Source organism: Actinophytocola sediminis, assembly GCF_054779715.1.
In genome coordinates this window covers 19444-44997 of record NZ_BAAGXS010000025.1, presented here as the reverse complement: position 1 = coordinate 44997, position 25554 = coordinate 19444, and the positions used below count along the sequence as shown (strand labels likewise).

The following is a 25554-nucleotide window of genomic DNA, read 5'->3' as shown; positions in this document are numbered from 1 at the left end:
CGTCACAGCTGATCGTCATGATCGTCAGGTGTGAACCTCACTCGCGCGGGTACTTCGTTCACCACATCGAGTGAAGTTGAGGGGAGAACCTGATGGGCGTATTCGACAAGGCCAAGGACAAGGCCGAGCAGGTCACCGGCAAGGTCAAGGAGAAGCTCGGCGAGGCGACCGGCAACGAGGACCTCGAGGCGGCGGGCAAGCGCGACCAGGTCAGCGGCGAGGCCAAGGAGACCGCGCACGACGTCCGGGACAAGGCGGCCGGCGTTGCCCACGACGTCAAGGAGAACCTGCGCGGCGACCGCGACCGGTAGTCCGCGCGGGGCCGTGAGCTGATGGCCGTCGCGCCGGTCCTGAGTGGACCGGGGCGGCGGCATTGTGTACTCCGAGCACAAAGCGAACTACCGCACGCGCCGGACCCGCCCCTCGTCCCAGACTGGACCGTCCACCTCGGACACCACCCCGTCCGCGCGGAACACCAGGAACCGGTCGAACGACCGCGCGAACCACCGGTCGTGGGTCACCGCCACCACCGTCCCGGTGAACTCCTCCAACGCGTCCTGCAACGCCTCCGCCGAGGTCAGGTCCAGGTTGTCGGTCGGCTCGTCCAACAACAGCAGCGTCGCCCCGGACAGCTCGAGCAACAACACCTGGAACCGGGCCTGCTGCCCACCGGACAACGTCTCGAACCGCTGCTCGCGCGCGGGGGCCAACCCGTACCGGGACAACGCCGCCGACGCCGTCCCCTGGTCCATCCCCGCTCGCTCGCCGTCGCCGTGCCACAGCACGTCGATCAGCGTCCGGCCGACCCACTCCGGGTGCTGGTGGGTCTGCGCGAACAGCCCGGGAACCACCCGCGCCCCCAGCCGCGCCGTGCCGTCGTGCGCGACCTCCTCGCCGGCGAGCTGGCGCAGGAAGTGGCTCTTGCCCGACCCGTTCGACCCGAGCACGCACACCCGGTCGCCGAAGAACACCTCCAGGTCGAACGGCTTCATCAGCCCGGTCAGCTCGAACCCGGCACAGGTGATCGCCCGCAGCCCGGTCCGCCCGCCGCGCAACCTCGGCCGCACGGTCTGCTCGCGCGGCGGCAGCGGCGGCGCCCCCTCCTCCTCGAACTTGCGCAGCCTGGTCTGCGCCGCCTTGTACCTGGCGGCCAGCGCGTCGCTGATCATCGCCGCCTGCTGCAGGCCGCGCACCAGCTCCTTGAGCTTGGCGTGCTCCTCGTCCCACCGCCGCCGCAGCTCGGCCATCCGCGCCCAGCGGGCCACCCGCGCCGCGTGCCAGGTGCCGAACCCGCCGCCGTGCACCCAGGTCGTGCCGCCCTCCAGGGTCACCACCTGGGTCGCCGCCGCGGCGAGCAGCTCCCGGTCGTGGCTGACCAGCAGCACCGCCTTGGCACACTCGGCCAGCCTGCCCTCGAGCCAGCGTTTGCCTGGCACGTCGAGGTAGTTGTCCGGCTCGTCGAGCAGCAGGACCCGCTCGGCGCCGGCCAGCAGCGCCTCCAGCACCAGGCGCTTCTGCTCGCCGCCGGACAGCGTGCGCACCTCCCGGAACCGCGCCCGGTCGAACGCCACCCCGAGCGCGGCCACGGTCACCGTGTCCCACAGCACCTCGACCTGGTAGCCGCCCGCCTCACCCCAGGCGTGCAGCGCGTTGGCGTAGCGCAGCTGGGTCGGCTCGTCGTCGGTGTCCATCAGCGCGAGCTCGGTGGCGTCCAGCTCGGCCGCCGCCGCCCGCAGCGCCGGCGGCGCGACGGCCAACAGCAGGTCGCGCACCGTCCGGTCGTCGCGCACCGAGCCGATGAACTGCGGCATCACCCCGAGCCCGCCCTGCACGGTCAGGCCACCCGCCGGCGCGGTCAGCTCGCCGGCCAGGATCCGCAACAGCGTCGTCTTGCCGGCGCCGTTCGCCCCGACCAGCGCCACCACCTGCCCGGCACCGACCCGGAACGAGGCGTCGCCGAACAGCTCGCGACCGTCGTCGAGCCGGTAGCCGAGCCCGTTCGCCTCGAGAAAGCCCGCTGCCATGCGGCGAATCGTCCAGGATGTCACTGTTTCGCGCGAATGGATTACGGCCAACTGGTAATGGGGAGCCGGTTCCGCACTGCGAACGCGAAGCGGTACGCTGCGTAATCTGCGAGGGCTACCTGCGACGGAAGGGATGGCGTTGACTGACACGCCGATCTACGACCAGATCCGCCAGGAGCTCGAATCCGGCGGTACGCGTGCCGAGCGGCCGACCGCCCGGCGCTCCAGGGCCGCCGACGAGCCCAGCCAGACCGTGTCGGTGTGGTCGCTGGTGAACCAGCACCGCAACGGTCAGCGCCGTTGACCCACCCCGCTCCCGTGGTGGTCGCGGGTGGCGCGGGGGTGGTCGGCGAGTGCGTCGTGCACGCGTTGCTCGGTGCCGGCGCGCGAGTCGTGGTGCCCTCACGAAGCCAGGACAAGCTCGACGCGCTGGCCGGGCGCACCGATCCGGCGGTCCGCGACCGGCTGCACCTGGTGCCCGGCGACGTCGGCACCGAGACCGGGGTCGCCCGGCTGCGCGCGGAGATCCTCGACCGGTACGGCCGGCCGCGAGGGGTCGTCGCCTCGCTCGGCGGCTGGTGGGAGGGCGAGCAGTTCGCCGACCTGGCCACCAGCACCTGGGACCGGATCCTGCACGACAACCTCACCGCCCACTTCCTGACCGCCCGGGGCTTCCTGCCGGTGCTCGACCAGGACGCGGCGCCGGTGTACGTCACGCTCGCCGGCATCGCCGCCGACCACCCGGAGCCGTTCGCCGCGCCCATCTCGATCACCGGCGCGGCGCAGCGCATGCTGCTGCGCACGATCGCGGTGAGCGACCTCGGGCAGCGGATCAGGCTGCACGAGGTCGCGGTCATGACGCCGGTGGTGACCAGCCGGTGGACCGGTGACCCGCCAGAACCCGGCTGGCTGACCGGCGAGCAGGTCGGCGCCTTCGTCGCCGACGTGGTCTCGCCCGGGTTCACCCGGGCGGACACGCTGCTGCTGGCGCTCCCGTCATGACCGCCGGGGCCGGATCACCAGCCTGAGCAGTCCGAAGAACAGCACCGACCCGACCAGCAGCAGCGCGACCGAGGCGAAGTTCTGCCAGAAGCCGGCCGCCCGGAAGGCGATCACGCCGGAGCCGACCAGGAACCCGGCCAGCGCGATGAACAGCCCGAGAATCTCCACGATCTTGAGCAGGCTGTCGGAGACGGTGCGCTGCGCGTCCTCCTGCTTCTTCACCAGCTCGGCCTTCGCCGCCTCCAGTTGGCGGTCGAGCTCGGCGCGCAGGTCGGCCGACACGCGTTGCGCGTGCTCGGCCACCTGGGTGAGCACCAGCTTCGACGTGGCGATCAGCGAACGCTCGCGCACGTAGTCCTGGTGCACCGCGTTCATCCCGACCGGGTGCAGCTCGATCGCCCGGTCGATCGCGTCCATCGCCTCGTCGAACAGTTCCATCCGCCGAAAGGCGTACGCCCGCCAGAAGTAGATGTTCGCCCCGTCGTCACCGCGGGCGATGATGTCGTCGGACAGGGCCACGATCCGCTCGGCCTGGTCGGCCACCTGGTTGCCGAACCACAGCCCGTGCAGGCACACGTTGCGCGACACCCCGTCGGCGTTGGGCGAGGCGAGCGAGGTCTCCAGCGCGCGCAACGCCCCCGGCGCGCCCCGGCCGAGCCCGGCGAACGCGGACATGGCCTGGAGCAACGCGTCGTCCGGGTCGGCGCGCAGCCACCCCGGGGTCCGCTCGCCGAGCGCCTCGAACTTGAAGTCGAACCGCAGCCGGAACCCGTGCAGATACTGGCGGCATAATCGGACGTGCGCGCTCGGTGCGGCCTGCGCGTCCGGTGGCAGCGGTTGGCCGACCTCGCGCGCCTGCCAGGCGAGATCGCTGATCGTCCGGCGGATCACCGGCGGCGCGCAGTCCCGCGCCAGCTCGGCGAGGTCGTCGACCCAGGCCGCCGACTTCGATCTTGCCCGCCGCAGGAAACGCTTCTTCAGCAGCTCGATCTGGTCCTGCGGCGTCGCGGCGCGCAGCCGCGTGCGCAGCGCGTCGTCGGTGCCGCGCTCGCCGTTCTGTTCGGTCATCTATCTGGTCACCCCGTAGCGGAGGAACACCTCGCCGCCTTCCTCGTAGAGTTCGGTGAGCGTCAGCTCCTGGCGCTTGGCCAGATCCCGCACCAGCCGGGGGTGCTCGCCGGGCAGGATCGACGGCGCGATGCTGAGCACCAGCTCGTCGACCAGTCGCGCGGTGAACATCGCGGTGGCCAAGCCCGGCCCGCCCTCACAGAGGACGCCGCCGAAGCGGGCGCGCAGGTCCGCCAGTGCCGCCGGCAGGTCGATGTCGGTCTCGCCGTGCACGAGCACGTGGTCGCGCCGGCCGGCGACCGGCGAGCGCGCGCAGGTCACCACATAGGTGGGCGTGCGGGCCTCGGTGAACACCGGCAACGACCAGTCAAGATCACCCGATCTGGTGACGACGACGAGCGGGGCGGCCTCGGCCCGGCCGGCGCGTCGCCGAGTCTCGCGGATCTCGCCGGTCGGCCGGTGCGGCGGGTACCGGCCGGTCCGCACGCTGCCGGCGCCGACCAGGATCGCGTCGGCGCTGGCCCGCAGCGCCCGCAGCACCCGGCGGTCGGCGGCGCCGCCGAGGTTGGCCGTCCAGCCCTCCTCGTCGGTGACCGAGCCGTCGACGCTCATCACCATGCCGAGCCGGACCTGGTCCCGTGGCTGGGTGAACGCGTCGATCAGGTCTACCTCAGCTACCCGGTCCGGGAGCAGTCGACGCATGATCAGGTGAGGATGTCGGCGATGTCGAAGCGGACCGGCTGCTCCAGCTGCGCGTAGGTGCACGAGTGCGGGTCGCGGTCCGGGCGCCAGCGGGCGAACTGCGCGGTGTGCCGGAACCGGGCGCCCTCCATGTGGTCGTAGCGCACCTCCAGCACGCGCTCCGGGCGCAGCGGCACGAACGACAGGTCCTTGCCCGCGTTCCACCGGCTGACCTCGTTGCGCCGGGGCGTGCGCTCCCCCGCCTCGTGCGCCGCCCACGCCCACGGGTGCTCGTCGAACGTCGTGACCAGCGGCTGGAGCTCGACCATCAGCTCCTTGCGGCGCGCCATCGGGAACGCGCCGACCACACCGACCGAGGCGAGCTTGCCGTCCTCGCCGTAGAGGCCGAGCAGCAGCGAGCCGATCGCGTCCGGCCCGGACTTGTGCACCCGGTAGCCGGCGACCACGCAGTCCGCGGTGCGCTCGTGCTTGACCTTCTTCATGATCCGCTTGTCCGGCTGGTAGATCTCGTCCAGCGGCTTGGCCACCAGCCCGTCCAGCCCGGCGCCCTCGAACAGCTCGAACCACTCCGCGGCGACCGCCGGGTCGGTGGTGCCGAGTGTGAGGTGCACCGGCGGCTTGGCCGGGGCCAGCGCCTGCTCCAGCGCCGCGCGGCGCTCCGCGAACGGACGCTCCAGGTACGACTCGTCACCCAGCGCGAGCAGGTCGAAGGCGACGAAGCTCGCCGGGGTCTGCTCGGCAAGCAGCGCCACCCGGCTCGCGGCCGGGTGGATGCGCTGGGACAGCGCGTCCCAGTCCAGCCCCTTCTTCTCGGTGCTGGCGAGCACGATCTCGCCGTCGAGCACGCACCGGGACGGCAGGTTGGCCTTGACCGCCTCGACGATCTCGGGGAAGTACCTGGTCATCGGGCGCTCGTTGCGGCTGCCGATCTCGACGTCGTCGCCGTCGCGGAAGATGATCGACCGGAAGCCGTCCCACTTCGGCTCGTAGAACATGCCGGCCGGGATCCCGGACACGGACTTGGCCAGCATCGGCGGCACAGGGGGCATCACAGGCAGCTGCACCTGGCCATTCTTACTCACCGGAGCCTCACCCGGGCCATGCGACGCTGCACGCGACCAGGATTTCCGGCGGAAGGCGAGGCCAGGAGCAGGTGACCGGCTGGCGTAGGCGAACCGCCGTGCTGTGCGTCCTCGCGGGGCTGGTCGCGTCCTGCACCGCGGGGCCGTCGGTGCGTCCCGAGATCGTGGTCAACGAGGGCGGCCCGGCCAGCGAGGCGCCCACCGAGCGGGAGGCCGAGGTGCCCCCGCTCGAGGAGATGTCCCCCGGTGCCGGCTGGCGCGAGTGCGCCGACGAGATCACCGACCAGTTCGCCGAGCCGCCGCCGGCCTGGCTGCCGATCGAGTGCGGCCGGATCAACGGCGTGCTGGACTCGCCGTACGCGCCTGGCCGGGGGCTCGCGAAGCTCCAGCTGCTGCGCGCCGGGCAGGGCGAGGTACCGATCGTCGTGCTGAACGACATCAGCGGGCTGCCGGGCACGATCTACGCCGCGCGGCTGGCCGCGACCCTGCCCGAGGAGTTCTTCGACCGGTTCTCGCTGATCGGCATGGACCGGCGCGGCACCGGCAACTCGGTGCCCTCCAAGTGCCTGCCGCCGGAGGTCCGGGCCTCGCTGATCGAGACCGACCCGGCCGCGCTGCCGATCGACGAGTGGCTGCGCGGTGCCCAGACCGCGGGGCAGCAGTGCTCGATCTCGCTGGAGGACCGGCTGCCGGCGATGGACAGCTGGCGGATGGCCGCCGACCTGGACACGCTGCGGGAGGCGCTGGGCCAGTCCCGGCTCAACGGCATCGGCCACGGCGAGGGGTCGCGGGTGCTGTCGGTGTACGCCGACCGGTGGCCGGACCGGGTCGGCCGGATGGTGCTCGACGGGGTCCCCGACCCGACCCAGGACGCGACGATCGCGCTGGAAGGGGTGGCCAAGGGCGCGGAGGCGGCGTTCGACGCGTTCGCCGACGACTGCGTCCGCCGCCGGTGCGAGCTGGCGCCGGACCCGAAGCGGGCGTTGCTTGAGGTGCTCGGCCAGCTGCGTGAGCAGCCGCTGGAGGTGCCGGACGGCCGGCTGGTCACGGCCGGCGCGGCGATGCACGCGGTACGGATCGGCCTGGCGGACCGGACGCGGTGGCCCGCGGTGGGCACCGCGCTCGGGCAGGCGCGCGACGGCAACGCGGCCGGGGTGGCGGCGTTGCTGGCGCCGGTGCTGATCGGCACCGACCAGCAGCCGCCGTCGCTGGACGCGGAGCTGGTGATCGGGTGCAACGACACCAAGACCCGACTGTCGCCAGAGCAGATCGAGCGGCTCGGCACGGACTGGCAGGAGCGGTTCCCGACCTTCGGCACGCTGTCGGCGCAGTGGTTGGCCCAGTGCAGCCCGTGGACGGTGCCCAACCAGCCCCTGCCGACGCCGACGGCCAACGACGCGCCGCCGATCGTGGTCCTCGGCACCGCCGCGGACGCGGTCACCCCGCACGAGGGATCCGAACGGGCCGCGCAGCAGCTGGCGTCGGGGGTGTTCGTGTCCTGGCAGGGCGCCGGGCACGGGGCGCTCGGGTTCTCGCCGTGCGCGACGGCGGCGGCGGTGGCGTTCCTGCGGGACGCGACGGTGCCGAGAAGCGGGACCGTCTGCCCGCCGTGACCCCGGTCCTAGTCGGGGCGTAGGCGGTATTCGCAGCCGTACTCCACGGCGTAGCAGAGGTCGTAGTGGTGCACGATCTTGGGACCTTCGTGCAGGTGCACGTGGGTGACCGTGGAGCGCGGCTCGTCGGGCAGTTCGGTCAGCTTGTCCACCCGACCGTCGAGTGGACCGCCGACATAACGCACGACGTACGGCTTCGTCACGGTGACCCGGTCCCTCCTGCTCGGTTCCTATCCCGGACTCTTCCGATGCTTCCTGCTGCGTTGGTGGAAATCAACCGGGCCGGCTGGCTATCCGGTCGTACTGGAGTCGAACATCCAGGTCAGCGCACCCGAGAATTACGCTGAACAGGCGAACCAGTAACGGTTTCGCATGATCTGACGACTGCTAGGCAGAGCCCGGGAGGAGTCGTCATGACGACCAGTTCCGCACGCCGCTGGCCCCGCTGGCCGTGGTTGGTGCTCACGCTGGTCGGCGTGGCGATCGCGGTGACCGCCACGATCGTGGGTGACCTGGTCGAGCCGGAGGCCGCCGCGACCGGCACGCCCGCGACGGTCACGGTCACCGTCACCGAGGTCCAGCCATCGATGGTCACCAGGACGGTCGCGCCGACGAGCCCGGCCGGCCCGGCGGCCCGGTTCGACGACGGGCTGGTCGTGGTCGGGGTGGACGTGCCGGCGGGCACCTTCCGCACCGACGGCCCGGACGGCACGAACCCGTCCGGCTGCTACTGGAGCCGAATCAACCCATCGGGTGACGTGATCGCCAACGGTGTACTGCGCAGGTCAGGGGCGGTCACGATGAGTGACGGCGACCGGTTCGACACCGCCGGCTGCCTGCCCTGGCAGCGGGCGACCTGATCGAGGTCCGGAACGACTCGCCCGATCACCACCCGCACCGGTTACCGTTGTGCTATGCCCCTCCAGACGCCCGACGACGACCGCCGGCCCGCGCAGCCCGCGGCGGATCCGGTGGTCGGGCGGTTCGACGACGACCTGATCGGGCTGGACCCCGACGACCCGGAGGCCAAGGCCTTCGCCGAGCACCTCGAACGCCAGCAGCGCGTGCACCCCGGCTTCACCGTGGAGGGCTACATCTCCGGTATGGGCGACTTCGCCGGATCGGCCAACCGCATCGGCGGGCACCGCAAGCTGATGGCGAGCCTGCTGGCGCTGCTGATCCTGCTCGGCGTGATCGTGGCCGCGTGGGACGCGCTCGTGTATGTGGTCACCGCGTTCGCGAAGTAGGTAGCGTGGAGGCATGAGTTCCGCTGCCAGCAGAGACGTGAGCGCCACCCCGCCGCGCGTGGTGAAGTCCGACGAGGAGTGGCGCGCGGAGTTGACCAAGGACGAGTACGCGGTGCTCCGCCAGGCGGGCACCGAGCGGCCGTTCACCGGGGAGTACACCGACACCAGGACCGTCGGCGTCTACCAGTGCCGCGCGTGCGGGACCGAGCTGTTCCGCAGCGACACCAAGTTCGACAGCCACTGCGGTTGGCCGTCGTTCTTCTCCCCGTTGGCCGGCGACACGGTCATCCTCAACGAGGACCGATCCCTGGGCATGGTCCGCGTGGAGGTGCTGTGCGCCACCTGCCACAGCCACCTCGGCCACGTGTTCGACGGCGAGGGCTACGACACCCCGACCGATCAGCGGTACTGCATCAACTCGATCTCCCTGCGCCTGGTGCCGGCGGAGTGAGCCGTCCGCTGGTTGATCCCCTGGTTACGCCCTCGGTGAACCCCGTCGCCCCGGGGACGCACTCGGCCGATCATGACTAGGATGGGTCGGGCAGACCTGAACACGGTGAGAGAGAGTGAGCAGTACGTGACTATGCACGGGCACAGGCAGAATGCGGTCGCACCCATGGTCGGGTCTGAGGTTGTCAACGCGGCCAGCGCCGGCGGGCTTTCCTGGGGCGACGCGTTGTACGACCGCCTTCTCGCACATCGGATCATCGTGCTCGGCCAGCAGGTTGACGACGAGATCGCCAACAAGATCTGCGCGCAGATGTTGCTGCTGGCCGCCGAGGACTCGAATGCCGATATCGCGATGTACATCAACTCGCCCGGCGGTTCGATCACCGCGGGAATGGCGATTTTCGACACCATGAACCTGATCTCCTGCGACGTGAGCACCTACGCGATGGGTATCGCCGCGTCGATGGGCCAGTTCCTGCTTTCGGCCGGCCAGCCAGGAAAGCGTTACGCGCTGCCCAACGCCGACATCCTGATGCACCAGCCGTCCTCCGGCGTCGGTGGCAGCGAGTCCGACATCGCGATCCAGGCCGAGCGCCTGCGCCGGATGAAGGGCCGGATGGCCGACCTCATCGCCGGCTTCAGCGGGCAGACCGCCGAGCGGATCATGGAGGACTCGGAGCGGGACCGCTGGTTCAACGCGCAGGAAGCCGTCGAGTACGGCCTCGTCGACCACGTGATCTCGCAGGCAAGCGACACCCCCGGCGGCATCCCCGCCCGCGTCTGAACCCGAGCAACCCCGGGACACAGGCCAATGCCCTGAATGGGTCTTTCAGGACGTTGAGCGTCCCGAATGAGTCATTCAGGGCATTGACGGTGCCTGGCCGGCGCGGATCTTCTCGATGGTGTGTTCGACGCCGGTAATGCCGTTCGCGCAGTCATGTAGGAGCGTCAGCACCCGCTCGTCCCGGTATTCGTGAAACGGCGCCGGGGCCGGTGGTTCGGCTTTCTTCGTGCCCGGTTGGGCCAGCAGGAAATCGGCCAGCGCGGCGCAGTTCCGGTTCCGGTACAGCACGTCCGGCCTGCACGCGACGCCGAACACCGCCTGGACCTTTCTGGACAACCGAACGTACACAATGGAGTCCAGGCCGAGCCGGCGGAACGACTCGTGCTCGTCGAACTCGAGCGCCACGTCGCCGACCTCCGGCTGGAGAACCTCCCGCCGGATCCGCTCGATCATGGCCGGGCGCTCGTCGGCCTCAGGCTGCTCAGCCCCGGTGATCCTGTCGATCAGCGGTGTCAGCACGTTGCCCGCGCCCAGTTCCACGAAGTCCGACACCCCGGCGGCGCGCAGGTACCGCACACAGTCGACCCAGCGGACCGGGCTGGTCATCTGCTCGGCGAGCGCCTCGCGCACAGCCTGCGTGGTCACACACCGGAATGGAGGTGAGCGGCCCACAGGGACGGTGCGCCGGGCACCCTGTCCCGAAGCGACCGAGTGGTCTCGTGCATCGCGTACGCGGCGCGGCGCACGTCGAGGCGCCCGGTGCCGGGGTCGCGCAGCGCGCGGTAGAAGCGGGCGGCGACCTGGACCGCGAACCGGTCGTCGATCGCCCACAGCGTCCCGATGACGTGCGGAAAGCCGGCGAGCTGAAAGCCGGAGGCGAGCTGGATCGCCTCGTCGAGCAACAGGTTGTCCTTGCTGAGCGCGGTGTTGCAGGCGGACAGATAGGCCAGCTGCGCGCGTTCGAGGTCGACCGGGGCGAGGTGGGCCACCGTCAGCGGTGTCTCGGCGTGGTCGTGCAGCAACAGCCTGCTGGCGGCCGGATCCGGGTCGTGGACGCCGTGACAGGCGAAGTGCGCGATCGCGTGGCCGGGTAGTTCGTCGAGGACCCGACGAGCGGTCGGGGTGTCGAGGGTGTGGGCGTTGGGCAGCAGGGTGCGCAGGATCTCGGCTTCCACGCGGACATGGGGCAGCTGCCCGTCGCCGGCCAGCCCCGGAGTCGTTGGCATGGCGACGATCAGTGAGCTGTCGGGTGACCGGCCGATGGCCGGGGACCGGCGAGCGTGCCGCAGTGCCCGGATGGTGGGCGTGTAGGAGGACACCACCCGGTCGATCGCCGTGCGCCGCGCAGGAGTGTCGGGATCGTCGTGGTAGCCGGCCGCGTGCAGCGGAAGCAGGCCGAGCCGACCGGCAGGGGCCCACCAGACCCTCGGCCACCCGGTGATGTGCCCCGATGGCGTGCGGTGAAAGCCAAGCTGGTCCAGCACCGGGCCAACCACGTTGTCCCACAACCATTCCAGCACCGAGGTCAGCACGTCCCGCGCGTCCGGGCCGTGCTCGACGGCATTGAGGTCCCGGCTGACTGCGGCGGGCAACGCGTCGTGGAAGGCTCTGACCCGGTCGGTCAGTGCCTGCTCGGTCACCCCGGGCAGTTCCAGCGACGTGACCCGGTCGGCCGTGAGGATCACCGCGACGCACCGGTTCCCGGCGACCACGAAGGTGACCACCGGCCCGTGCACCGCCTCGGCCAGCAGCTCCCGTGTGGTCGGCGGCAGACCGAAGGTGGCGAACCCGTCCACGGCCCGGATGTCTCGCAGGGTCGCGGCCAGTTCCCCGGTGAGCCGGACACGTTCGGCCGTGTCGGAGGTGTTCGTGTTGTCGGGCAAGGCCAGGTACAGCTCTGTTGTGCTCCTTGTCCGGCCGGCCACCGGATCGGTGTGCACCGTCTGGCTGGTCTCCTGGTCGAGCCGGCGACGCAGGTCGGCGAACCGGGCGGCGAGATCGGGGCGAGCCGCGCGCAGTTCGGTGAGGTCCGCGCGGATCTCCAGGCCCTGACTGAGCAACACCGCCCGGCCCGCTTCCACCAGCCCCAGCGCCCGCTCGGCCCGCGACCTGACAGGTGTCCTGGGGTCGTCCAGCGCCGCGGCCGCCGCGTACGCGGCCAGGCCGGCGATCCGGGCGAGGCGGTACTGCTGGTCCGGACGGCGCAGGCGGCGGGCCGCCAACTCGGGCAGCAGCTGTACCGCCGTCGCCAGCAGGTCCGCCGCGGCAGCCGGGTCATTCCCCTGTGCGGCCAGGTTCGAGGCGACGCGCACGGCCTCGATCCGCTGGGTCGGCGACGCCGAGCTGTCCCGCACCGCCTCGGCCGCGGCGCGGCGGGCCTGCTCGAAGTCGCCAGGGCGAGCGGTCTGCCCGAAGCGCCGTGCCGATACGGCGGCGAAGTCGGTCAACAACACCGCCCGGTCGGGATGGCCGGCCGCGGTGGCCTCGACAGCCCTGCGGCAGACGTCGACTGACTCGTCGAGGTCGGCCAGTTCCCCGGTCTGGCCGAACCGGTCGACCAGCGCGTTGCCGAGGCCGCTCAGGCGATGCGCGCGCTCGGGATGGTCGGCCGGGGTGGCGTGCACACCGCGCCGACAGAGGTCGACCGCCTCGTCCAGGTCACCCGGCATGCCGGTCCGCGCGAACCGCAGGCACAGGGACTTGCCCAGGTTCACCAGCTTTCCCGCCGAAGGGAGCAGGTTCACGACCTCGCGTTGCAGGTCGATGGCCGCGTCGAGGTCGGCCAGTTCCCCGTTCCGCTGCGACCTGATCCGCAGCAACAGACCGAGATTCGACAGCACGAGCGTCCACTGCGGATGGTCCGTGCCGGTACCGGCCGCTGCCTGGAGGGTGGCGGCCATGGCCTCGTCCAGATCGCCAGCCGCGCCGATGTGCGCGAACCGGGCAAGCAACGCCACTCCCAGATTGAACATGTGCATTGGCTGATCGGGATGCTCCACCGGAACCGCGCTGGCGGCCCGCCGGCAGCGATCCACGGCCTCGTCCAGGTCTGCACGCATCGCGACCCCCGTCCATTCCGTCCTTCCCTGACGGACGGCGGCGATCGACGGCTATCCCGTGCGGCGTTCGAACGTCACCAGCAGGCCGTCGACACCGCCAGGACCGACCCGGCCCTTGACCTCCGATGCCGTGATCGCCTTCAACTGCCAGCCCTGCGCGGCGTGGTCATTGAGGATGCCCTCCAGCTTCGACCCCGACATCTTGCCGCCCAACAACTTCTCCCGCAGTTCGACGACCTTGTACTCGAATCGCTCGGTCATGGATCCATTATCTCCGGTGCGAGATCAGTGCCCAACCTGGTGTCGCCAGGCGATCACCTGCTCAGTCTTTTCAGTTCGCCCAGGATCTCCGCTCCCGCCTGACAGTGGGGCTCGAGCCGGGCCACCAGGTCGCCCCGGTCAGTGCTGTCCGGCTCGTTGAGCCGCTTCTCCACCATCATGATCTTGTGCGACAGCTCGATCATACGGCCCGACAGCAGTTCGATCGCCCGATCGATGACCTCGTCGCCCCGAAGGGCGGCAGCGGTCACGAACGCCTCCTGGTAATGCCTCGCGGCCTCGCCGAGGCCGTCTATCCACTCCTGCCGCAGGACGTCAAGCGCCGTCTCCTTGCTCCGCTTCTTCTTGATTCCCCCGTAGACCATCCCGGCGATCAGGGTCACGCCGGCGGGGATCGCCAGGAACGGGCCGGCGATCACGCCGGCGCTGGCCGCGACGGCTCCCGCGACCGGTGTGGACAAGCCGACGAAGCCGGAGACCTTCTGCATGACGTCCTGTGGGCTTGACCGATACTTCTGCGCTGGTGGCACGGTCAGCTTGTCGAGGTCGACCTGGGCGTTCGCCCAGCCAAGGGCATCGGTGGCGTCCGTGTCGCGCAGCGCGGAACGCACCGCGCCAAGGACACCCTCCGCGAAGCCCGCGAACTCCGCGTCCCAGACCTGCACCGGACCGTTGTTGGTCACCCATCGCTGCAGCACCTGGGTCTTGCGGACCTGGATTCGGTTGGCTTCCTTGTCTTTTGTCAGGTCCGCGACGCGAATCTCGCTGGCGAGTTCCGCCTCGAGGTGGTTCGACAGTTCGCGGAAACTTCGGTTCACCAGCCGGATGTGACCCCAGAGCGCATCATCGAGCCGCTCTCGAATGAGCTCGACCGCCGATTTCAGGTGCTCCAGCCTGCGAGCCAGCATGTCCCGCTCAGTCGCGAGCTTGTCCAGTGGAAGCCGTGCGGAGTCGAGCAGTTCGGCGTAGATCTGATGTCGTGGCGCGAGGAGCGTGCGGGCTTCGACCGCGATCGTCGTGATGTGCTGACGGCCGGTGCCGGCGTCGATGATGTCGGTCAACGCGCGGCGCAGACGTCGCATGCGACTCGCGGCGATGAGTTTCTTACCCTTTGCCTCATCACCGTTGGCGATATGCCAACTACCGAGCGCCTCCCAGGCCGGTGACACTGGCATGAAGCCTTCTTGGCCGACGAACGTATCGGGTTGGTTCGTCGCAGGTGGGAAATTCTCCCGCAGGTAGTTGTTGTTGTCCTCGGCCGCGTCCTTCCATTCGGGCTGGCCGTCGAAATTCGCGGAGGCCGCCCGGTCTATCCCGGTCATGACCCAGAGAACACGCTTACCCGAGTTGACATGATGGTTGTGCAGCCGGTTGATGAGGTTCAGATCGACTCTGGACAGCCCGTGGGTGGCCTGGGTGACGTAGATGAAGCAGTCAGCATCCGCCCAGGCGTTGTCCGCGATCTCATCATGGATCGAATGCCGCGACCCGTGCCCCGGCAGATCGTAGAGCTTCGCGGGCAACTCGGGTTTGCCGAGCAGGATCTCCACCTCGGCGACCGTTCGGTCGCGGTGCGCGGCCGGCCGGCCGCGGGCGATCGCCCTGGCATCCTGGGTCGTGTAGGCGGCGACCACCGCGGGGATCGGCGAGTTGCCGATGTCCTCCCACTCGTTGGCGTCAGTGAACTGGACTCGGTAGAAGCCCTTGCCGGAGGTGTCGACATCAACGGAGTCGTCCACCGGAACGACCGCCGCGGGGCATGCTGTGGTGGCCTTCGGCGCCGAGTACAGCAGACCGATGTACTGATCCGAGGTCACATTCTCGTCATTGGTCACCGGCGCGTACTCAAGTCGCCCTTGAAGACCACCAACGAGAAAGCTCTTGCCGGAGGAGAAACCACCAAGAAGCGCGACGTTGATCAGCGATGAGGCGGCGCGCGTACGGAGTTGGTGGACCGTCCGAACGGTAAGCTCAAGCCCTTCCTGTTGATCGAGATCGTCACCCAGTTCGAGCACGGATCCCGCCGCAAGCCATTTCTCCGCTCGGTCGAGAACGAGCCGCAACTCGAGCCGTCGACCGTCGATATCAGCCATGCTCGTAGTTCTAGCGCACCAGGGCTGTCCTCGCCTAGTTTTCCCACGGTTGCGGGTGATCAGGCAAAGTGTCGAGCATATGGAGAAATTCCCGACTTCCGGTGATCGGTTCGATCACGATGATCACCGGTTCGCCGAGCGGACCCGCCGCCCGGCGAACCGGTGATCAGCACAGTGGACTCAACGCGACCCGAAGTACCCGAACGCGTCCACGATGACGTGGGTGTAGCCCGCCCGGTTGTAGACGTCCACCGCTCGCTCGGCGCCGAGGCCCACCACGGCGTGGTTGGCGACGACCTGCTGATCCCGCAGATTCAGCGTCGAGGTGCCAGGACGCGGCGTGCCGGCCTGCCACGCGGTCAGGTGGGTGGGGTAGTAATTGCCGATTCCGGTGAGGTTGAACAGCACGGTGGTGGCCTCAGCCGGCAGGCCGAGCGACACCCTGCGCTGCGTGTCCGGCAGCAACCAGGTGGCCGTGCGGGAGTCGTAGGCGCGGGTCGGCGTGATCGGCCGGAACGCCAGGCCGGTGTCGGGTGCGTAGTAGCCGACCAGGTCGCCGAGCACGTCCACGACGCCGGAGTTGTTCCACACCGCGATGTTCAGCTCCTCGCTCACCGGCACGGTCACCAGGTTCGGCGTGGTCTCCCCCGCCGACACGTTGAGGCTGGAGGTGGTCGGCCGGTCGACCGTCCTGGTCACCGCCAGGAAGGTGTCCCGCGTCGGCGCCACCGCGGTCACGTTGACCACGACGGCCGTGGTGCCCGCCGGCACCCGGCCGGCGAGGCTGACCGTGCGACCGGTCTGGCCGTGGAACGGGGCGCTGGTGGTTCTGGTGTCGAGAAATCTCTGTGGTGTCACGGAGTTGTACCAGGACGCGCCGCTGCCGTCGTAGTGCCCGGCGAGGTCGGCCACCAGGTGGGCCTTGCCGTTGTGGTTGTAGAGACTGACTTTCCCGTCGGCGCCGACCGGCACGGTGACCGTGTTCGCCCGGGTCTCCAGCACCCGCAGGTTGATGCTCGACACGCCCGGCCGAGGCGTGCCGGCCTGCCAGACGGTCACATAGGTGGGATCCGTCAACGACACCGCGGTGACGTTCAACGTGACGGCCGTGGCATCGCTTGGCACGTGGCCGGACAGGTCGACCGTGACCGTGCCCCGCGCCGGCACCACCGAGGCCGGCACCCCGACACCGGCACGGGTGTCCAGCACCCTGACCGCCGACTCGGCGACGACGAACGAGCCGGTGGCCGCCGACCGCTCGGCCACGGCGTGCCCAGCCACCGCGGGCGCGGACAGCGCGACGAGACCGACGACTAACGCGCCCAGGACAGAACTACGCATTGGTACCCCTAGGATTTCCTTGCAGGCTGGCACATCCAGCCTCCCCGCTCCCAGGACGCACCAGCACCGCGCGGGTTGCCACCACCCGCACTTTCACCAACCGGCGTCATCCGCATATAGTTAGTCGGGTAACTACTTCGCGAGGAGCGTGCATGGAGCTGGGACTTCGCGGCCGGGCCGTGCTCGTCACGGGTGGATCGTCCAATATCGGGGCGGCTACCGCGGTCGCCTTCGGGCGTGAGGGCGCGCGGGTCTCCCTGACGTACAAGAACAACAAGGACGCCGCCGAGCAGGTCGCCGCCCAGGTGACCCAGGCGGGCGGCCAGGCCGACATCCTGCCGTTCGACCTCGAGGACGCGCGGGCGCCGGCCCGGCTGATCGACGCGGTGACCGACCGCTGGGGCGGTCTGGACGTCCTGGTGAACAACGCGGTCCGCTGGGCCGACCAAAACCCGGCCGACGGTCCGAGGACCTTCGCCGACGAGCCGGACACCGGTTGGGCGACGCTGATCGACGCGAACCTCACCGCGCAACTGCACGTCCTGCGCGCCGCGTTACCTTCGCTGCGCGCCGGCGGTGCCGGCCGGATCGTGAACGTCTCCACCTCCCTGGTCGAACGCGGCATGGTGGGCTCGGTCGCCTACACCGCCGCCAAGTCCGGACTTCACGGCGCCAGCCGCAGCCTGGCCTGGGAGGTGGGCGGCGAGGGCATCCTGGTCAACGTGGTGCTGCCCGGCTGGGTGATCGACGGCAAGGACCTGCCCTTCGACATCCCCCAGGAGATCATGGACGAGCAGACCGCCCGCCTGCCGACCAGGAGGCTGCCCTCCTGCCGGCACGTCGCGGACACCGTCGTTTTCCTGTGCTCCCAAGCAAACCAGAGCATCACCGGCGAGACCGTGCGGGTCACCGGCGGCACCTCCTGACCAACCCCTGACGCATCCGCCGGGCGTAGCGGACCCACCCCGCCTACGCCCTGGCGCGTAGCCGGAACGCATCCCCTGTACGGAAGCCACGACGCGGCCCAAGCCCTTAGATGGTCCCCATGCAATCTTCGACACCGGCGGGCACCCGCTTGGTCTGGGTCCTGCTCGTGTTCGCGGTGGGTATCGGCTCGGTGGCGATCTGGCCGTACCTCCAGGGCGACATCACCGCCAGCAGGTTGGCGGTGACCAGCGAGACGCACTACGCGCTCCTGGTGGGACACGTGCTCACCGCGATGGTCGCCCTCGTGCTGGGGCCACTGCAGTTCGTGCCCGCGATCCGCCGGCGCCCCGGCTGGCACCGCCGGATCGGCCGCGGCTATCTGGTGGCCGGGGTCATTCCGGCCGGTCTGCTCGGCATCCCGGTCGCGTTGCTGTCGGGGCGGATCGTCACCCAGATCGGGCTCCTGATCCCGGCCGTGGCCTGGCTGGTGACGGCCGGGCTCGCGGTCCGCGCGATCCGGCGTGGAGACGTCGAGGCGCACCGGTCCTGGATGACGCGTAACTACGCGCTCACCTTCCTCGCCGTCACGGCGCGGATCCTGGTGCCGCTGATGCTGATGGCCCAGGGGCCGTTCACCGACGGAACGCGCACGGTGGCCGACTCGCTCCCGACCGTCATCCCGATCGGGCAGGTGCTCGGCTGGGTGGTCAACCTCGTGATCGCCGAGATCCTGATCAGCCGGCGCCGGGCGCGCGCCCTACCCCGGACCACCGTCCTCACCGGACAGCGGTGACCGTGACGACCGCCGAGCGCCGCGCTCGCGGATCCGAAGATCCACGAGCCGAACGAGACACCGTGACCTCGTCGGCGGTCAGGCCGGTTCGTCGTCGTTGTCGAGGGCTTTGCCGATGCGCTCCAACATGTCGTCGAGCGCCTCCCGTTCGGCGGCCGACAGCAGGGACAGCGCGTCGTCCTCGAGTTGCCGGGTGATGGCGGGGACGACCTCGCGTAAGCGCTCGCCCTTGTTGGTGAGCCAGACCCGGACCCGTCTGCCGTCCCGCTCGTCGGCGTCCACGGTGAGCAGGCCGGCGGTCGTCATGCGCTGCACGGCCCTGGTCACGGTCGGCGCCTCGACGTTGATCTTGGTCGCGATCTCGCCCGGGGTGATGCCGTCGCGTTCCCAGAGACAGCCGAGGATGAACTGCTGCCCAGAGTGCACGCCGTGCTGGCCCAGTCGCCGTTGGGCTTCGCTCTTCAGCCTGCGGGACACGAGGCTGATCCGCGCCAGAAAGACGTCTTCACCGGTGTACACGCCGGAGATGTTAACCCCGCGCCGGACCCGCTGACCTGCTGCGCTACCCCAAGGCGGCCGTCCACACGAGCCGTTCTCCCGTTGACCACGAGTCTACGTCGCCGGCCAGGGCGGGCTCAGCCACGATATCGCCACAGTTGGTAGACCTCCGCGCTCGCACACAACGCGACCTCGCTGGTCCACTCGCAGTTGCCGGCCGCCATCGACTCGTCGGGCACCGAGCCGAGCGAGGTCGGCTCCTTGCCAGGCGCCAGCAGCTGAACCTCCGCGTCGTCGAAGCCGATCAGCACGCCGTCGCCGGGCAGCGCGAATGTGGCCGCACTGAACTCCGTGCGCACCTCGCCGGACGCCGGGTCGAGCAACACGGTGCCGCCCCGGTGGCTGACGGCGACCGCCGGGCCCGCCATCGTCGGGTTGGCCGCCAGGTACTCGTCGGTCTGCCAGCGTTGCCGCCCGTCGGCGGCGTCGATCGCGTGCAGCACGTAGTCCCCGCCGCCCAGAGTGGTGACGACGGTCAGGCACAGGAGGTTCTCCGCGCACATCGCCAGGCTCGAACCATCCGCGGCGGCCGGGGTCTGAACACTCCACTTCGGACTGGACAGGTCGGTCGCGGCGTACGCGGCCAGGGTGCGCGGGGTCTGCCGGTAGACGTAGACGGTGTCCTCATAGGCCACGACGTCCACCATCTTCTCACCGGCGTTGCCTTCGGCCAGGACTTTCCCGGTGGTCAGCGCACGCACCGAGATGGCCCCGCTGTACATGGTCGCGTACACCAGGTACTGGTTCTCGTCCTGGCTGGAACCGATGTCGACCGAGTGGCCGAGGTCGCCGTCGTCGCGCGGTTGCCGGTGGGTGTCCTCGGTTTCCTGGTAGATCTCCGACATCCGGCCGCCGTCCGCGGCGACCTGCCACTTCGGCGTCATCGAGGCGTCCACAGTGGCCAGGTCGTAGGTGTTCAGGGTGTCCTGGTCGCGGTCGTAGACGATCAACTGGTCACGCGCCACACCGCTGACCGTCAGGTGCGGTTCGGAGGAGGACCCCAGGTCCTTCCCGGTCTCCGGGTCGATCAGGATGGTGAACTGGGCGTACTGCTGAAAGTTGATCACAAACAGCAGGCCGACGTCCGTCGCCGTCATGCTCACCGAGCCGAGTCCGGCGTTCAGGTCGAGCTCCCTGGTCCACCTGACCTCGCCGTCGGCCAGGTCGATCGCGGTCAGGTGGATGATCTCGAACGTGGTGTAGGCGAGGTAGCCGGTCCCGTCACGCAGTTCGATGAGGACCGGGTCGGGTACGGATATGGGGCCGTATTCCTTGGGGAACCGACCGGGTGCGAACTCGGCCACCAACTCCGGTTCGTGCGGCCCCGTCGGGGCGGACGCGGTGCCCTCCGCTGGGCGCGGGCTCCCGCTGACCCGCCGAGGCGCGGCGCACTGGACGGTCACCATCACCACCAACGCCACCGCGACCATGCCGACCAACAGCGCGCGCCACCGCACGGTCATCCCACCCCGTTCCTCTCCTGTGGACAGTCCGGCTGAGGCTGCCGCGCCAGGTCGTCACCGGGCAAGCGTTTGCCAGCAAACGGGACGGTGGGACGTTTCCCAGCCGCTCACCAGCGAGAACGCGGCGTCGTGGGACGGCCGCTACTCGAGCTCGCTGAGCCGGCGGCGGAGGTGGGCACGTTCGGGTTCGGTGCCGGCCAGTGCCAGCGCCTCCCGGTAGGCCGCCGCGGCCTCGGGGAGCCGGCCGAGCCGCCCCAGCAGGTCGGCCCGCGCGGCCGGGTACGGGTGATGACCGCGCAACCGCGGCTCGCCGGCCAACTCGTCGAGCAGCGCCAGCCCCGCGGCCGGACCGTCGCGCATCGCCACCGCCGCCGCCCGGTTCAACGCGACCACCGGCGACGGCACGAGCGCCAGCAGCACGTCGTAGAGCGCCACCACCTGTGGCCAGTCGGTGGTGGCGAGATCGGCGGCATCGTCGTGCAGCGCGGCGATCGCGGCCTGTACCCCGTACCGACCGGCCTGGCCGCCGGTCAGCGCGGCGACCACCAGGTCACGGCCCTCCTCGATCATCCCGCGGTCCCAGCGGCCGCGGTCCTGATCGTCGAGGAGCACGAGTTCGCCGTCCGGTCCGGTTCTGGCGTCGTGCCGGGCGTGGACCAGCAGCATCAGCCCGAGCAGGCCGGCGACCTCCCGTTCGGCCGGCAGCAGCCCGCGCAGGATCCGCGCCAGCCGGATCGCCTCCTCGGCCAGGTCGAGCCGTTGCAGGTCCGGGCCGGCGCTGGCCGCGTAGCCCTCGGTGAAGATCGAGTAGACGGCCTGGAGCACGCCGGGCAGCCGGGTCGGCAACTCGTCCGCGTCCGGGGCGCGGAACGGGATGCGGGCCTCGCGGATCTTCTTCTTCGCCCGCACGATCCGCTTGGTCATGGTCGCCGGCGGGACCAGGAAGGCGCGCGCGACCTCCGGTGTGGTCAGCCCGGCGAGACAACGCAGGGTCAGCGCCGCGTGGTCCTCTGTGGGCAGTGCCGGGTGGGCGCAGGTGAAGAACAGCAGCAGCCGCTCATCCGGCAGGTCGCCGCCCGCGGGTGGGGCGGGCGCGGCCCGGTCCGCCTCCACCTGCAGGACCGCGAGCCGCGCCGCGTAGGCCCTGTCCCGCCGCAGCCGGTCGACGGCCTTGCGCCGGGCCGTGGTCATCAGCCAGGCCCCCGGCCTGGGCGGCACCCCGTCGACCGGCCAGTGCGCCAACGCCTCCTCGATCGCCTCGGAGGCGACCTCCTCGGCGAGGTCCAGATCGCCGAAGCGGCGGGCGAGGGCGGCCAGCAGCCGGCCACGTTCCTCCCGGAACACCGCCTCGACCGACGCCACGCCCGGCCCGGTCACCCCTCAGTCCCCGAACGACGCGACCGGCCGCACGACGACCGACCCGCTACCCCGCGCGCCGGGACACCGAGCCGCCCAGTCGAGGGCGACGTCCAGGTCCGGCACGTCGATGACGTAGAAGCCGCCGAGGACCTCCCTGGTCTCGGCGAACGGCCCGTCGGTCACGGTCGGCACCCCGTCGGCGGCGACCCGCACCGTCGTGGCGGTGACCAGGTCGGCCAGCGATTCGCTGGAGACCAGGACGCCGGACTCGCGGACCTGCTTGTCGTAGACCATCCAGTCCTCGGGCGTGCACTCGGCGGCCGAGCCGTTCTCGTCGATCGCACCGGCGTTGATCAGCAGCATGTACTTCATGGTGGGTCCCGTCTGGTGTTCGTCTGCTCGTGCGGCGGTTGCCGTACAGCATGACTACGAACGACGAACCCGCAGAAGGACACCTGGTTTTGACTACTTTGTGTCGCCATTCCTGTACAGATGGCGGCTTGAACTGCCGTCACTAACGCGTCCAAGTTCAGAAAGGCGGCGGGTCCGGATCGGCGATGGGCTCCGGTCCGTGGACGTACTGGTAGCCAGCGGGGGAGACCCAGGTCAAGGTGCGATCCTGGCTCAGGACTCGCCAGCCGCCCCGGGGTCTTCGCGCGGTGGTGCTTCCGGCACGCGGGGTGAAGGTTGTCCCGATCGGTTGGCCCATCAGGGAACGGCAGCCGATGATCGAGATCACACCGAGACCCCGGCCGGACACAGCCGGGCGCCGTACACGTCGGTAGCTCCGCCCGTACCTGGTCACGCAACGCGGCCGGTGGGGTGTAGCGACGGCGGCCGACATCGACGGCTTGTCCGGTCTTCGGGTCGGTCAAGATCCGCCGCCAGGTCGCGTCGGTCTGACCAGCGAGGACCAACGCCCGCCGCGCCGGCAGATCCCCATAGCCAGCCAGTTGGGCCGGCGCGGTGGAAACACCGAGAGCGGTAGCGGCGGACAGGGTGAGCTGCACAGTGACCTTGGCGTGTTCGAAATCCTTGCCCGCCAACAAATCCAACGCCACATCCGCACGCAACTGATCCAGCGTTCGGTCGCCCGCGGCGCCGGTCTCCTTCAGACGACGAGCGATCGCGTTCACCCGCTCATCAGCAAGATGAACACGATCAGCAGGACCGTGGATGGTGAACGCCGCGCAGCCGTCCTCGGTGGGGTAGGCGTCCACTCGTCGTGCGGTCACCCGCTGCTCATGTCGACGCAGAATAGCGGCGGCGTCGATCCGGCGGATCACCCTGCCCAGCAACCGATTCAACGACGCCGGCGCAAGATCCCCCACCTGCGGAACCACCTCCGCCTCAACAGTGGCCGCGTCCTGATCAGACAGGGGTGCGACCGCATCAGCGATCCTGCTCGCCCGGTAGCTATCGAACCGCCCCTGCTTCACCGCCTCCAGAGCCAACGGAAGCCGGGTAGCGAGGGTGACCGCCAGATCGAGTCGACGTTGCGCGGCACGAAAAGACATCCCCAACAACGCCGCCACCTCCAACGCAGCGAACCTCTCATCCGCATTCGCCGCATACACGGCCAACTGCTCCAGAGCATGCCCCTCCGCCTGCCACGCCACCCGCTGCAACCCAAGCGTCTTCGCCAGCGGCACCGCCTGCGCGGCATCCCCTGGTGGCACCTCGAAGACAGGAGTGAACATGTGTTCGAGAATACCCTCGACTCGAGCACTTGTCCTTGCTACACAAGGGAATCACCTGATCGAGAACATCATCACAGGACGTAGCGAAAGCGGTTCGCGACAAACTGGGTCTCGTTCACATCCCTTACACATCAGGCCTGAACCAAGTACACGGGAGTCCTCGGGTCGTCGGCCCGCAGGTGGAGCCCAGGGCGAACATCGGGATACAGGTCCCGCCCTTAGCCAACACGGCCCCCGTCGGTGACGGGGGCCGTGTCAGACAAGAGCACTCAGGGAAGGACCCACTTCTGGTTCGCCGCCGCGACGCAGTCCCAGATGTGCAGGACCGTGCCGTCTGCGCTGCTGTTGCCGGCGGCGTCCAGGCAACGCCCGGACTGCGGGTTGCGCACCGACCCGTCCTGGTGCGCGACCCACTGCTGGGCGCCACTCCCGTTGCACGTCCACAACCACGTCGCCGTGCCGTTCGCGGTGCCGCTGTTGCGTACGTCAAGACACTTGCCCAGCGCGCGGATCGTGTTGTCGCCGGGCAGCGTCCACTGCTGGGCGCCCGTCCCGTTGCACGTCCACAGCTGGATCTTCGTGCCGTCGGCGGTGTTCGAGCCGCTCACGTCGACGCACTTGCCGCCGACGCCGGTGATCTGCCCGGTCCGTGGGCCCTCGCTGCCGAGTTCCTTGATGCGAACGTTCCGAAAGGACACCTCGTCGCCGTCGCCGTGGTTCTGCAGGCCGATGTGGCCCTGCACCAGGCTGCGTGCCGGGTCGGCGTTGGTGAAGTCGTTGATCTTCACGCCGTTCAGGAACAGTTGCAGCCGTTCGCCTTCCACCAGCAGTTCGTAGGTGTTCCATTCGCCAGGCGGGTTGAGGGCGCCGTCGCGGGCGGGAAGGTCCGCGGACTGGAAGCCGTAGACCGAGCCGGTGGTGCGGTCGGGCGAGTCGGTGGCGTCGATCTGGATCTCGTAGCCGTTGTTCACCGCCGACCACGGGTCGTTGCTCGGGGGGAAGCCGATGAACACGCCGGAGTTGTCGTCCCCGGCCATCCGCCAGTCCAGTTTCAGCGAGTACGACCGGAACTCCTTGGCGGAGTACCACAACATGCCCATGCCGCCCTGCGACGTGAGCGTGCTGTCGGCGAGGGCGAAACTGCCGGGGCCCGCCTGGCTCCAGCCGGTGGTGGAGTTGCCGAACAGGGTGGTGTACCCGGTCTCGGCCCGGCAGTCGGCTTTGGTCACGCCGGCCGCGTACCGGATGCCGCCCAACAGGTGCGCGCGGAACGCCTGGTCGGCGTAGCTCTCCTCGGTGTGCCCGCCGGCCGTGTACCAGGACCGACCACCCTCGTATGGCTGGCACCAGGCGATCGGGTGGTCGCCCATGTTGCCGCCGGAGTACGTGCTCTCGTCCAGTCTGGCCAACACGTGCGCGGTCGACCGGGGGTTGGTCTGGAAGTTGTACCACTCGTCGGTGCGCACCCAGTCGTTGCCGAGATGGGAGGTCGACGCGTGTGCCCGGTCCTCCACCCGCACGGTGGCCTGCTGGATCGCCGGGTGCGAGTGGAAGTAGCCGCCGACCAACCCGCCGTAGAACGGCCACTGGTACTCGGTGTCGGACGCGGAGTGCACGCCGGCATACCCGCCACCGGCACGCACATAGGACTCGAACGCGGCCTGCTGCCCGTCGTCGAGCACGTCGCCGGTGGTCAGCAGGAAGATCACCGCCTGGTACTGAGCCAGGTTCGACGCGGTGAACACGGCCGCGTCCTCGGTGGCGTCGACGGTGAAGTTGTTCGCCGCACCGATTTCACGAATGGCCTGCACACCGTTGGGGATCGAGGAGTGTCGGAAGCCGGCCGTCTTGGAGAAGACCAACACCTTGTAGGCCGGGTCGGCCGCGGACGCGGAGAACGGCGCCATAGCCAACACCATAGCCGCCGACATGGCGACCGCCAACAACGCTGATCGCAGTCGAGACATCTGTTGCTCCTTCGCAGGTTTCGGTCAGGGCGGTTCGGTCAGG

26 protein-coding genes are annotated in these 25554 nt (G+C 69.8%); 10 read left to right on the top strand and 16 right to left on the bottom strand.

The features are described from left to right. The first annotated feature begins 92 nt into the window (after window positions 1-92). Window positions 93-311, top strand: coding sequence for a CsbD family protein (locus tag ACYVIP_RS17175; RefSeq protein WP_460397332.1), 219 nt, complete (start codon window positions 93-95; stop codon window positions 309-311). Between the two features lie 87 nt (window positions 312-398). Here ACYVIP_RS17175 and ACYVIP_RS17170 read toward each other — a convergent pair whose 3' ends face one another. Beyond that, on the bottom strand, window positions 399-2024 hold the full coding sequence (locus tag ACYVIP_RS17170) for an ABC-F family ATP-binding cassette domain-containing protein (protein ID WP_460397330.1): 1626 nt from the start codon (window positions 2022-2024) through the stop codon (window positions 399-401). 133 nt (window positions 2025-2157) lie between these two features. Here ACYVIP_RS17170 and ACYVIP_RS17165 point away from each other — a divergent pair, with 133 nt between their 5' ends. Then, complete coding sequence (locus ACYVIP_RS17165) at window positions 2158-2328, top strand: hypothetical protein (protein WP_460397328.1); 171 nt, start codon at window positions 2158-2160, stop codon at window positions 2326-2328. Beyond that, a complete protein-coding gene (locus ACYVIP_RS17160; protein ID WP_460397326.1) occupies window positions 2325-3026 on the top strand; it encodes an SDR family oxidoreductase in 702 nt (233 codons plus the stop codon). Before ACYVIP_RS17165 ends, ACYVIP_RS17160 begins: the two co-directional genes overlap by 4 nt. Here ACYVIP_RS17160 and ACYVIP_RS17155 read toward each other — a convergent pair. From ACYVIP_RS17155 to ACYVIP_RS17145, 3 genes are read right to left on the bottom strand one after another with little or no spacing between them, the layout of a single operon-like run. Then, a complete protein-coding gene (locus tag ACYVIP_RS17155) occupies window positions 3021-4094 on the bottom strand; it encodes a hypothetical protein (RefSeq protein ID WP_460397324.1) in 1074 nt (357 codons plus the stop codon). The genes ACYVIP_RS17160 and ACYVIP_RS17155 overlap by 6 nt on opposite strands. Next, window positions 4095-4796: a dihydrofolate reductase family protein gene (locus ACYVIP_RS17150; protein ID WP_460397322.1), complete on the bottom strand. Its 702-nt coding sequence runs from the start codon at window positions 4794-4796 to the stop codon at window positions 4095-4097. It lies immediately after the preceding gene. A 2-nt stretch (window positions 4797-4798) separates the two neighbouring features. Then, on the bottom strand, window positions 4799-5860 hold the full coding sequence (locus ACYVIP_RS17145; RefSeq protein WP_460397320.1) for an ATP-dependent DNA ligase: 1062 nt from the start codon (window positions 5858-5860) through the stop codon (window positions 4799-4801). Window positions 5861-5949: 89 nt separating this feature from the next. Here ACYVIP_RS17145 and ACYVIP_RS17140 point away from each other — a divergent pair, with 89 nt between their 5' ends. Next, window positions 5950-7491, top strand: a complete 1542-nt coding sequence (locus tag ACYVIP_RS17140; protein WP_460397318.1) for an alpha/beta hydrolase — start codon at window positions 5950-5952, stop codon at window positions 7489-7491. Between the two features lie 8 nt (window positions 7492-7499). On the opposite strand, the gene ACYVIP_RS17135 is transcribed toward ACYVIP_RS17140, so the two are convergent. After that, on the bottom strand, window positions 7500-7694 hold the full coding sequence (locus ACYVIP_RS17135; RefSeq protein WP_460397316.1) for a hypothetical protein: 195 nt from the start codon (window positions 7692-7694) through the stop codon (window positions 7500-7502). A 210-nt stretch (window positions 7695-7904) separates the two neighbouring features. Here ACYVIP_RS17135 and ACYVIP_RS17130 point away from each other — a divergent pair, with 210 nt between their 5' ends. The 4 genes from ACYVIP_RS17130 (at window position 7905) to ACYVIP_RS17115 (ending at window position 9972) form a co-directional block, all read left to right on the top strand. Further along, window positions 7905-8351: a hypothetical protein gene (locus ACYVIP_RS17130; RefSeq protein ID WP_460397314.1), complete on the top strand. Its 447-nt coding sequence runs from the start codon at window positions 7905-7907 to the stop codon at window positions 8349-8351. Between the two features lie 54 nt (window positions 8352-8405). Further along, entirely contained in the window at window positions 8406-8738 is a 333-nt protein-coding gene (locus tag ACYVIP_RS17125; protein WP_460397312.1) for a hypothetical protein, read from the top strand. 13 nt (window positions 8739-8751) lie between these two features. Next, on the top strand, window positions 8752-9189 hold the full coding sequence (msrB, locus tag ACYVIP_RS17120; RefSeq protein ID WP_460397310.1) for a peptide-methionine (R)-S-oxide reductase MsrB: 438 nt from the start codon (window positions 8752-8754) through the stop codon (window positions 9187-9189). A 165-nt stretch (window positions 9190-9354) separates the two neighbouring features. Further along, window positions 9355-9972 carry an ATP-dependent Clp protease proteolytic subunit gene (locus ACYVIP_RS17115; protein ID WP_460397498.1) on the top strand — a complete coding sequence of 206 codons (618 nt, stop codon included), beginning with the start codon at window positions 9355-9357 and terminating at the stop codon, window positions 9970-9972. Between the two features lie 75 nt (window positions 9973-10047). On the opposite strand, the gene ACYVIP_RS17110 is transcribed toward ACYVIP_RS17115, so the two are convergent. From ACYVIP_RS17110 to ACYVIP_RS17090, 5 genes are all read right to left on the bottom strand, one after another. Continuing rightward, the gene (locus ACYVIP_RS17110; protein WP_460397308.1) at window positions 10048-10617 is read right to left on the bottom strand and encodes an acyl carrier protein; all 570 of its coding nucleotides are present in this window, start codon (window positions 10615-10617) and stop codon (window positions 10048-10050) included. Then, entirely contained in the window at window positions 10614-12944 is a 2331-nt protein-coding gene (locus tag ACYVIP_RS17105) for a CHAT domain-containing protein (protein ID WP_460397306.1), read from the bottom strand. The genes ACYVIP_RS17110 and ACYVIP_RS17105 overlap by 4 nt, the downstream gene beginning before the upstream one ends. 138 nt (window positions 12945-13082) lie before the next feature. After that, the gene (locus ACYVIP_RS17100) at window positions 13083-13292 is read right to left on the bottom strand and encodes a DUF4177 domain-containing protein (RefSeq protein WP_460397304.1); all 210 of its coding nucleotides are present in this window, start codon (window positions 13290-13292) and stop codon (window positions 13083-13085) included. A gap of 53 nt (window positions 13293-13345) precedes the next feature. Then, window positions 13346-15403, bottom strand: coding sequence for a P-loop NTPase family protein (locus tag ACYVIP_RS17095; RefSeq protein WP_460397302.1), 2058 nt, complete (start codon window positions 15401-15403; stop codon window positions 13346-13348). A 180-nt stretch (window positions 15404-15583) separates the two neighbouring features. Then, window positions 15584-16744: a hypothetical protein gene (locus ACYVIP_RS17090; protein ID WP_460397300.1), complete on the bottom strand. Its 1161-nt coding sequence runs from the start codon at window positions 16742-16744 to the stop codon at window positions 15584-15586. Between the two features lie 152 nt (window positions 16745-16896). On the opposite strand from ACYVIP_RS17090, the gene ACYVIP_RS17085 reads away from it, so the two are divergent. Both ACYVIP_RS17085 and ACYVIP_RS17080 read left to right on the top strand, forming a co-directional pair. Beyond that, window positions 16897-17670 (top strand): SDR family NAD(P)-dependent oxidoreductase, encoded by a 774-nt coding sequence (locus ACYVIP_RS17085; RefSeq protein ID WP_460397298.1) that lies wholly within the window; start codon window positions 16897-16899, stop codon window positions 17668-17670. 119 nt (window positions 17671-17789) lie between these two features. Beyond that, window positions 17790-18464 (top strand): DUF2306 domain-containing protein, encoded by a 675-nt coding sequence (locus tag ACYVIP_RS17080; RefSeq protein WP_460397296.1) that lies wholly within the window; start codon window positions 17790-17792, stop codon window positions 18462-18464. Between the two features lie 78 nt (window positions 18465-18542). Here the strand turns inward: ACYVIP_RS17080 and ACYVIP_RS17075 are convergent, their stop codons facing one another. From ACYVIP_RS17075 to ACYVIP_RS17050, 6 genes are all read right to left on the bottom strand, one after another. Next, window positions 18543-18983: a MarR family winged helix-turn-helix transcriptional regulator gene (locus ACYVIP_RS17075; RefSeq protein WP_460397294.1), complete on the bottom strand. Its 441-nt coding sequence runs from the start codon at window positions 18981-18983 to the stop codon at window positions 18543-18545. Window positions 18984-19099: 116 nt separating this feature from the next. After that, entirely contained in the window at window positions 19100-20485 is a 1386-nt protein-coding gene (locus ACYVIP_RS17070) for an outer membrane protein assembly factor BamB family protein (RefSeq protein WP_460397292.1), read from the bottom strand. Between the two features lie 141 nt (window positions 20486-20626). Next, complete coding sequence (locus ACYVIP_RS17065) at window positions 20627-21862, bottom strand: RNA polymerase sigma factor (RefSeq protein WP_460397290.1); 1236 nt, start codon at window positions 21860-21862, stop codon at window positions 20627-20629. Between the two features lie 3 nt (window positions 21863-21865). Next, window positions 21866-22216, bottom strand: coding sequence for a YciI family protein (locus ACYVIP_RS17060; protein ID WP_460397288.1), 351 nt, complete (start codon window positions 22214-22216; stop codon window positions 21866-21868). Then, window positions 22213-23544 (bottom strand): HNH endonuclease signature motif containing protein, encoded by a 1332-nt coding sequence (locus ACYVIP_RS17055; RefSeq protein WP_460397286.1) that lies wholly within the window; start codon window positions 23542-23544, stop codon window positions 22213-22215. Before ACYVIP_RS17055 ends, ACYVIP_RS17060 begins: the two co-directional genes overlap by 4 nt. A gap of 269 nt (window positions 23545-23813) precedes the next feature. Then, on the bottom strand, window positions 23814-25511 hold the full coding sequence (locus ACYVIP_RS17050; protein WP_460397284.1) for a ThuA domain-containing protein: 1698 nt from the start codon (window positions 25509-25511) through the stop codon (window positions 23814-23816). Between the last annotated feature and the right edge of the window lie 43 nt (window positions 25512-25554).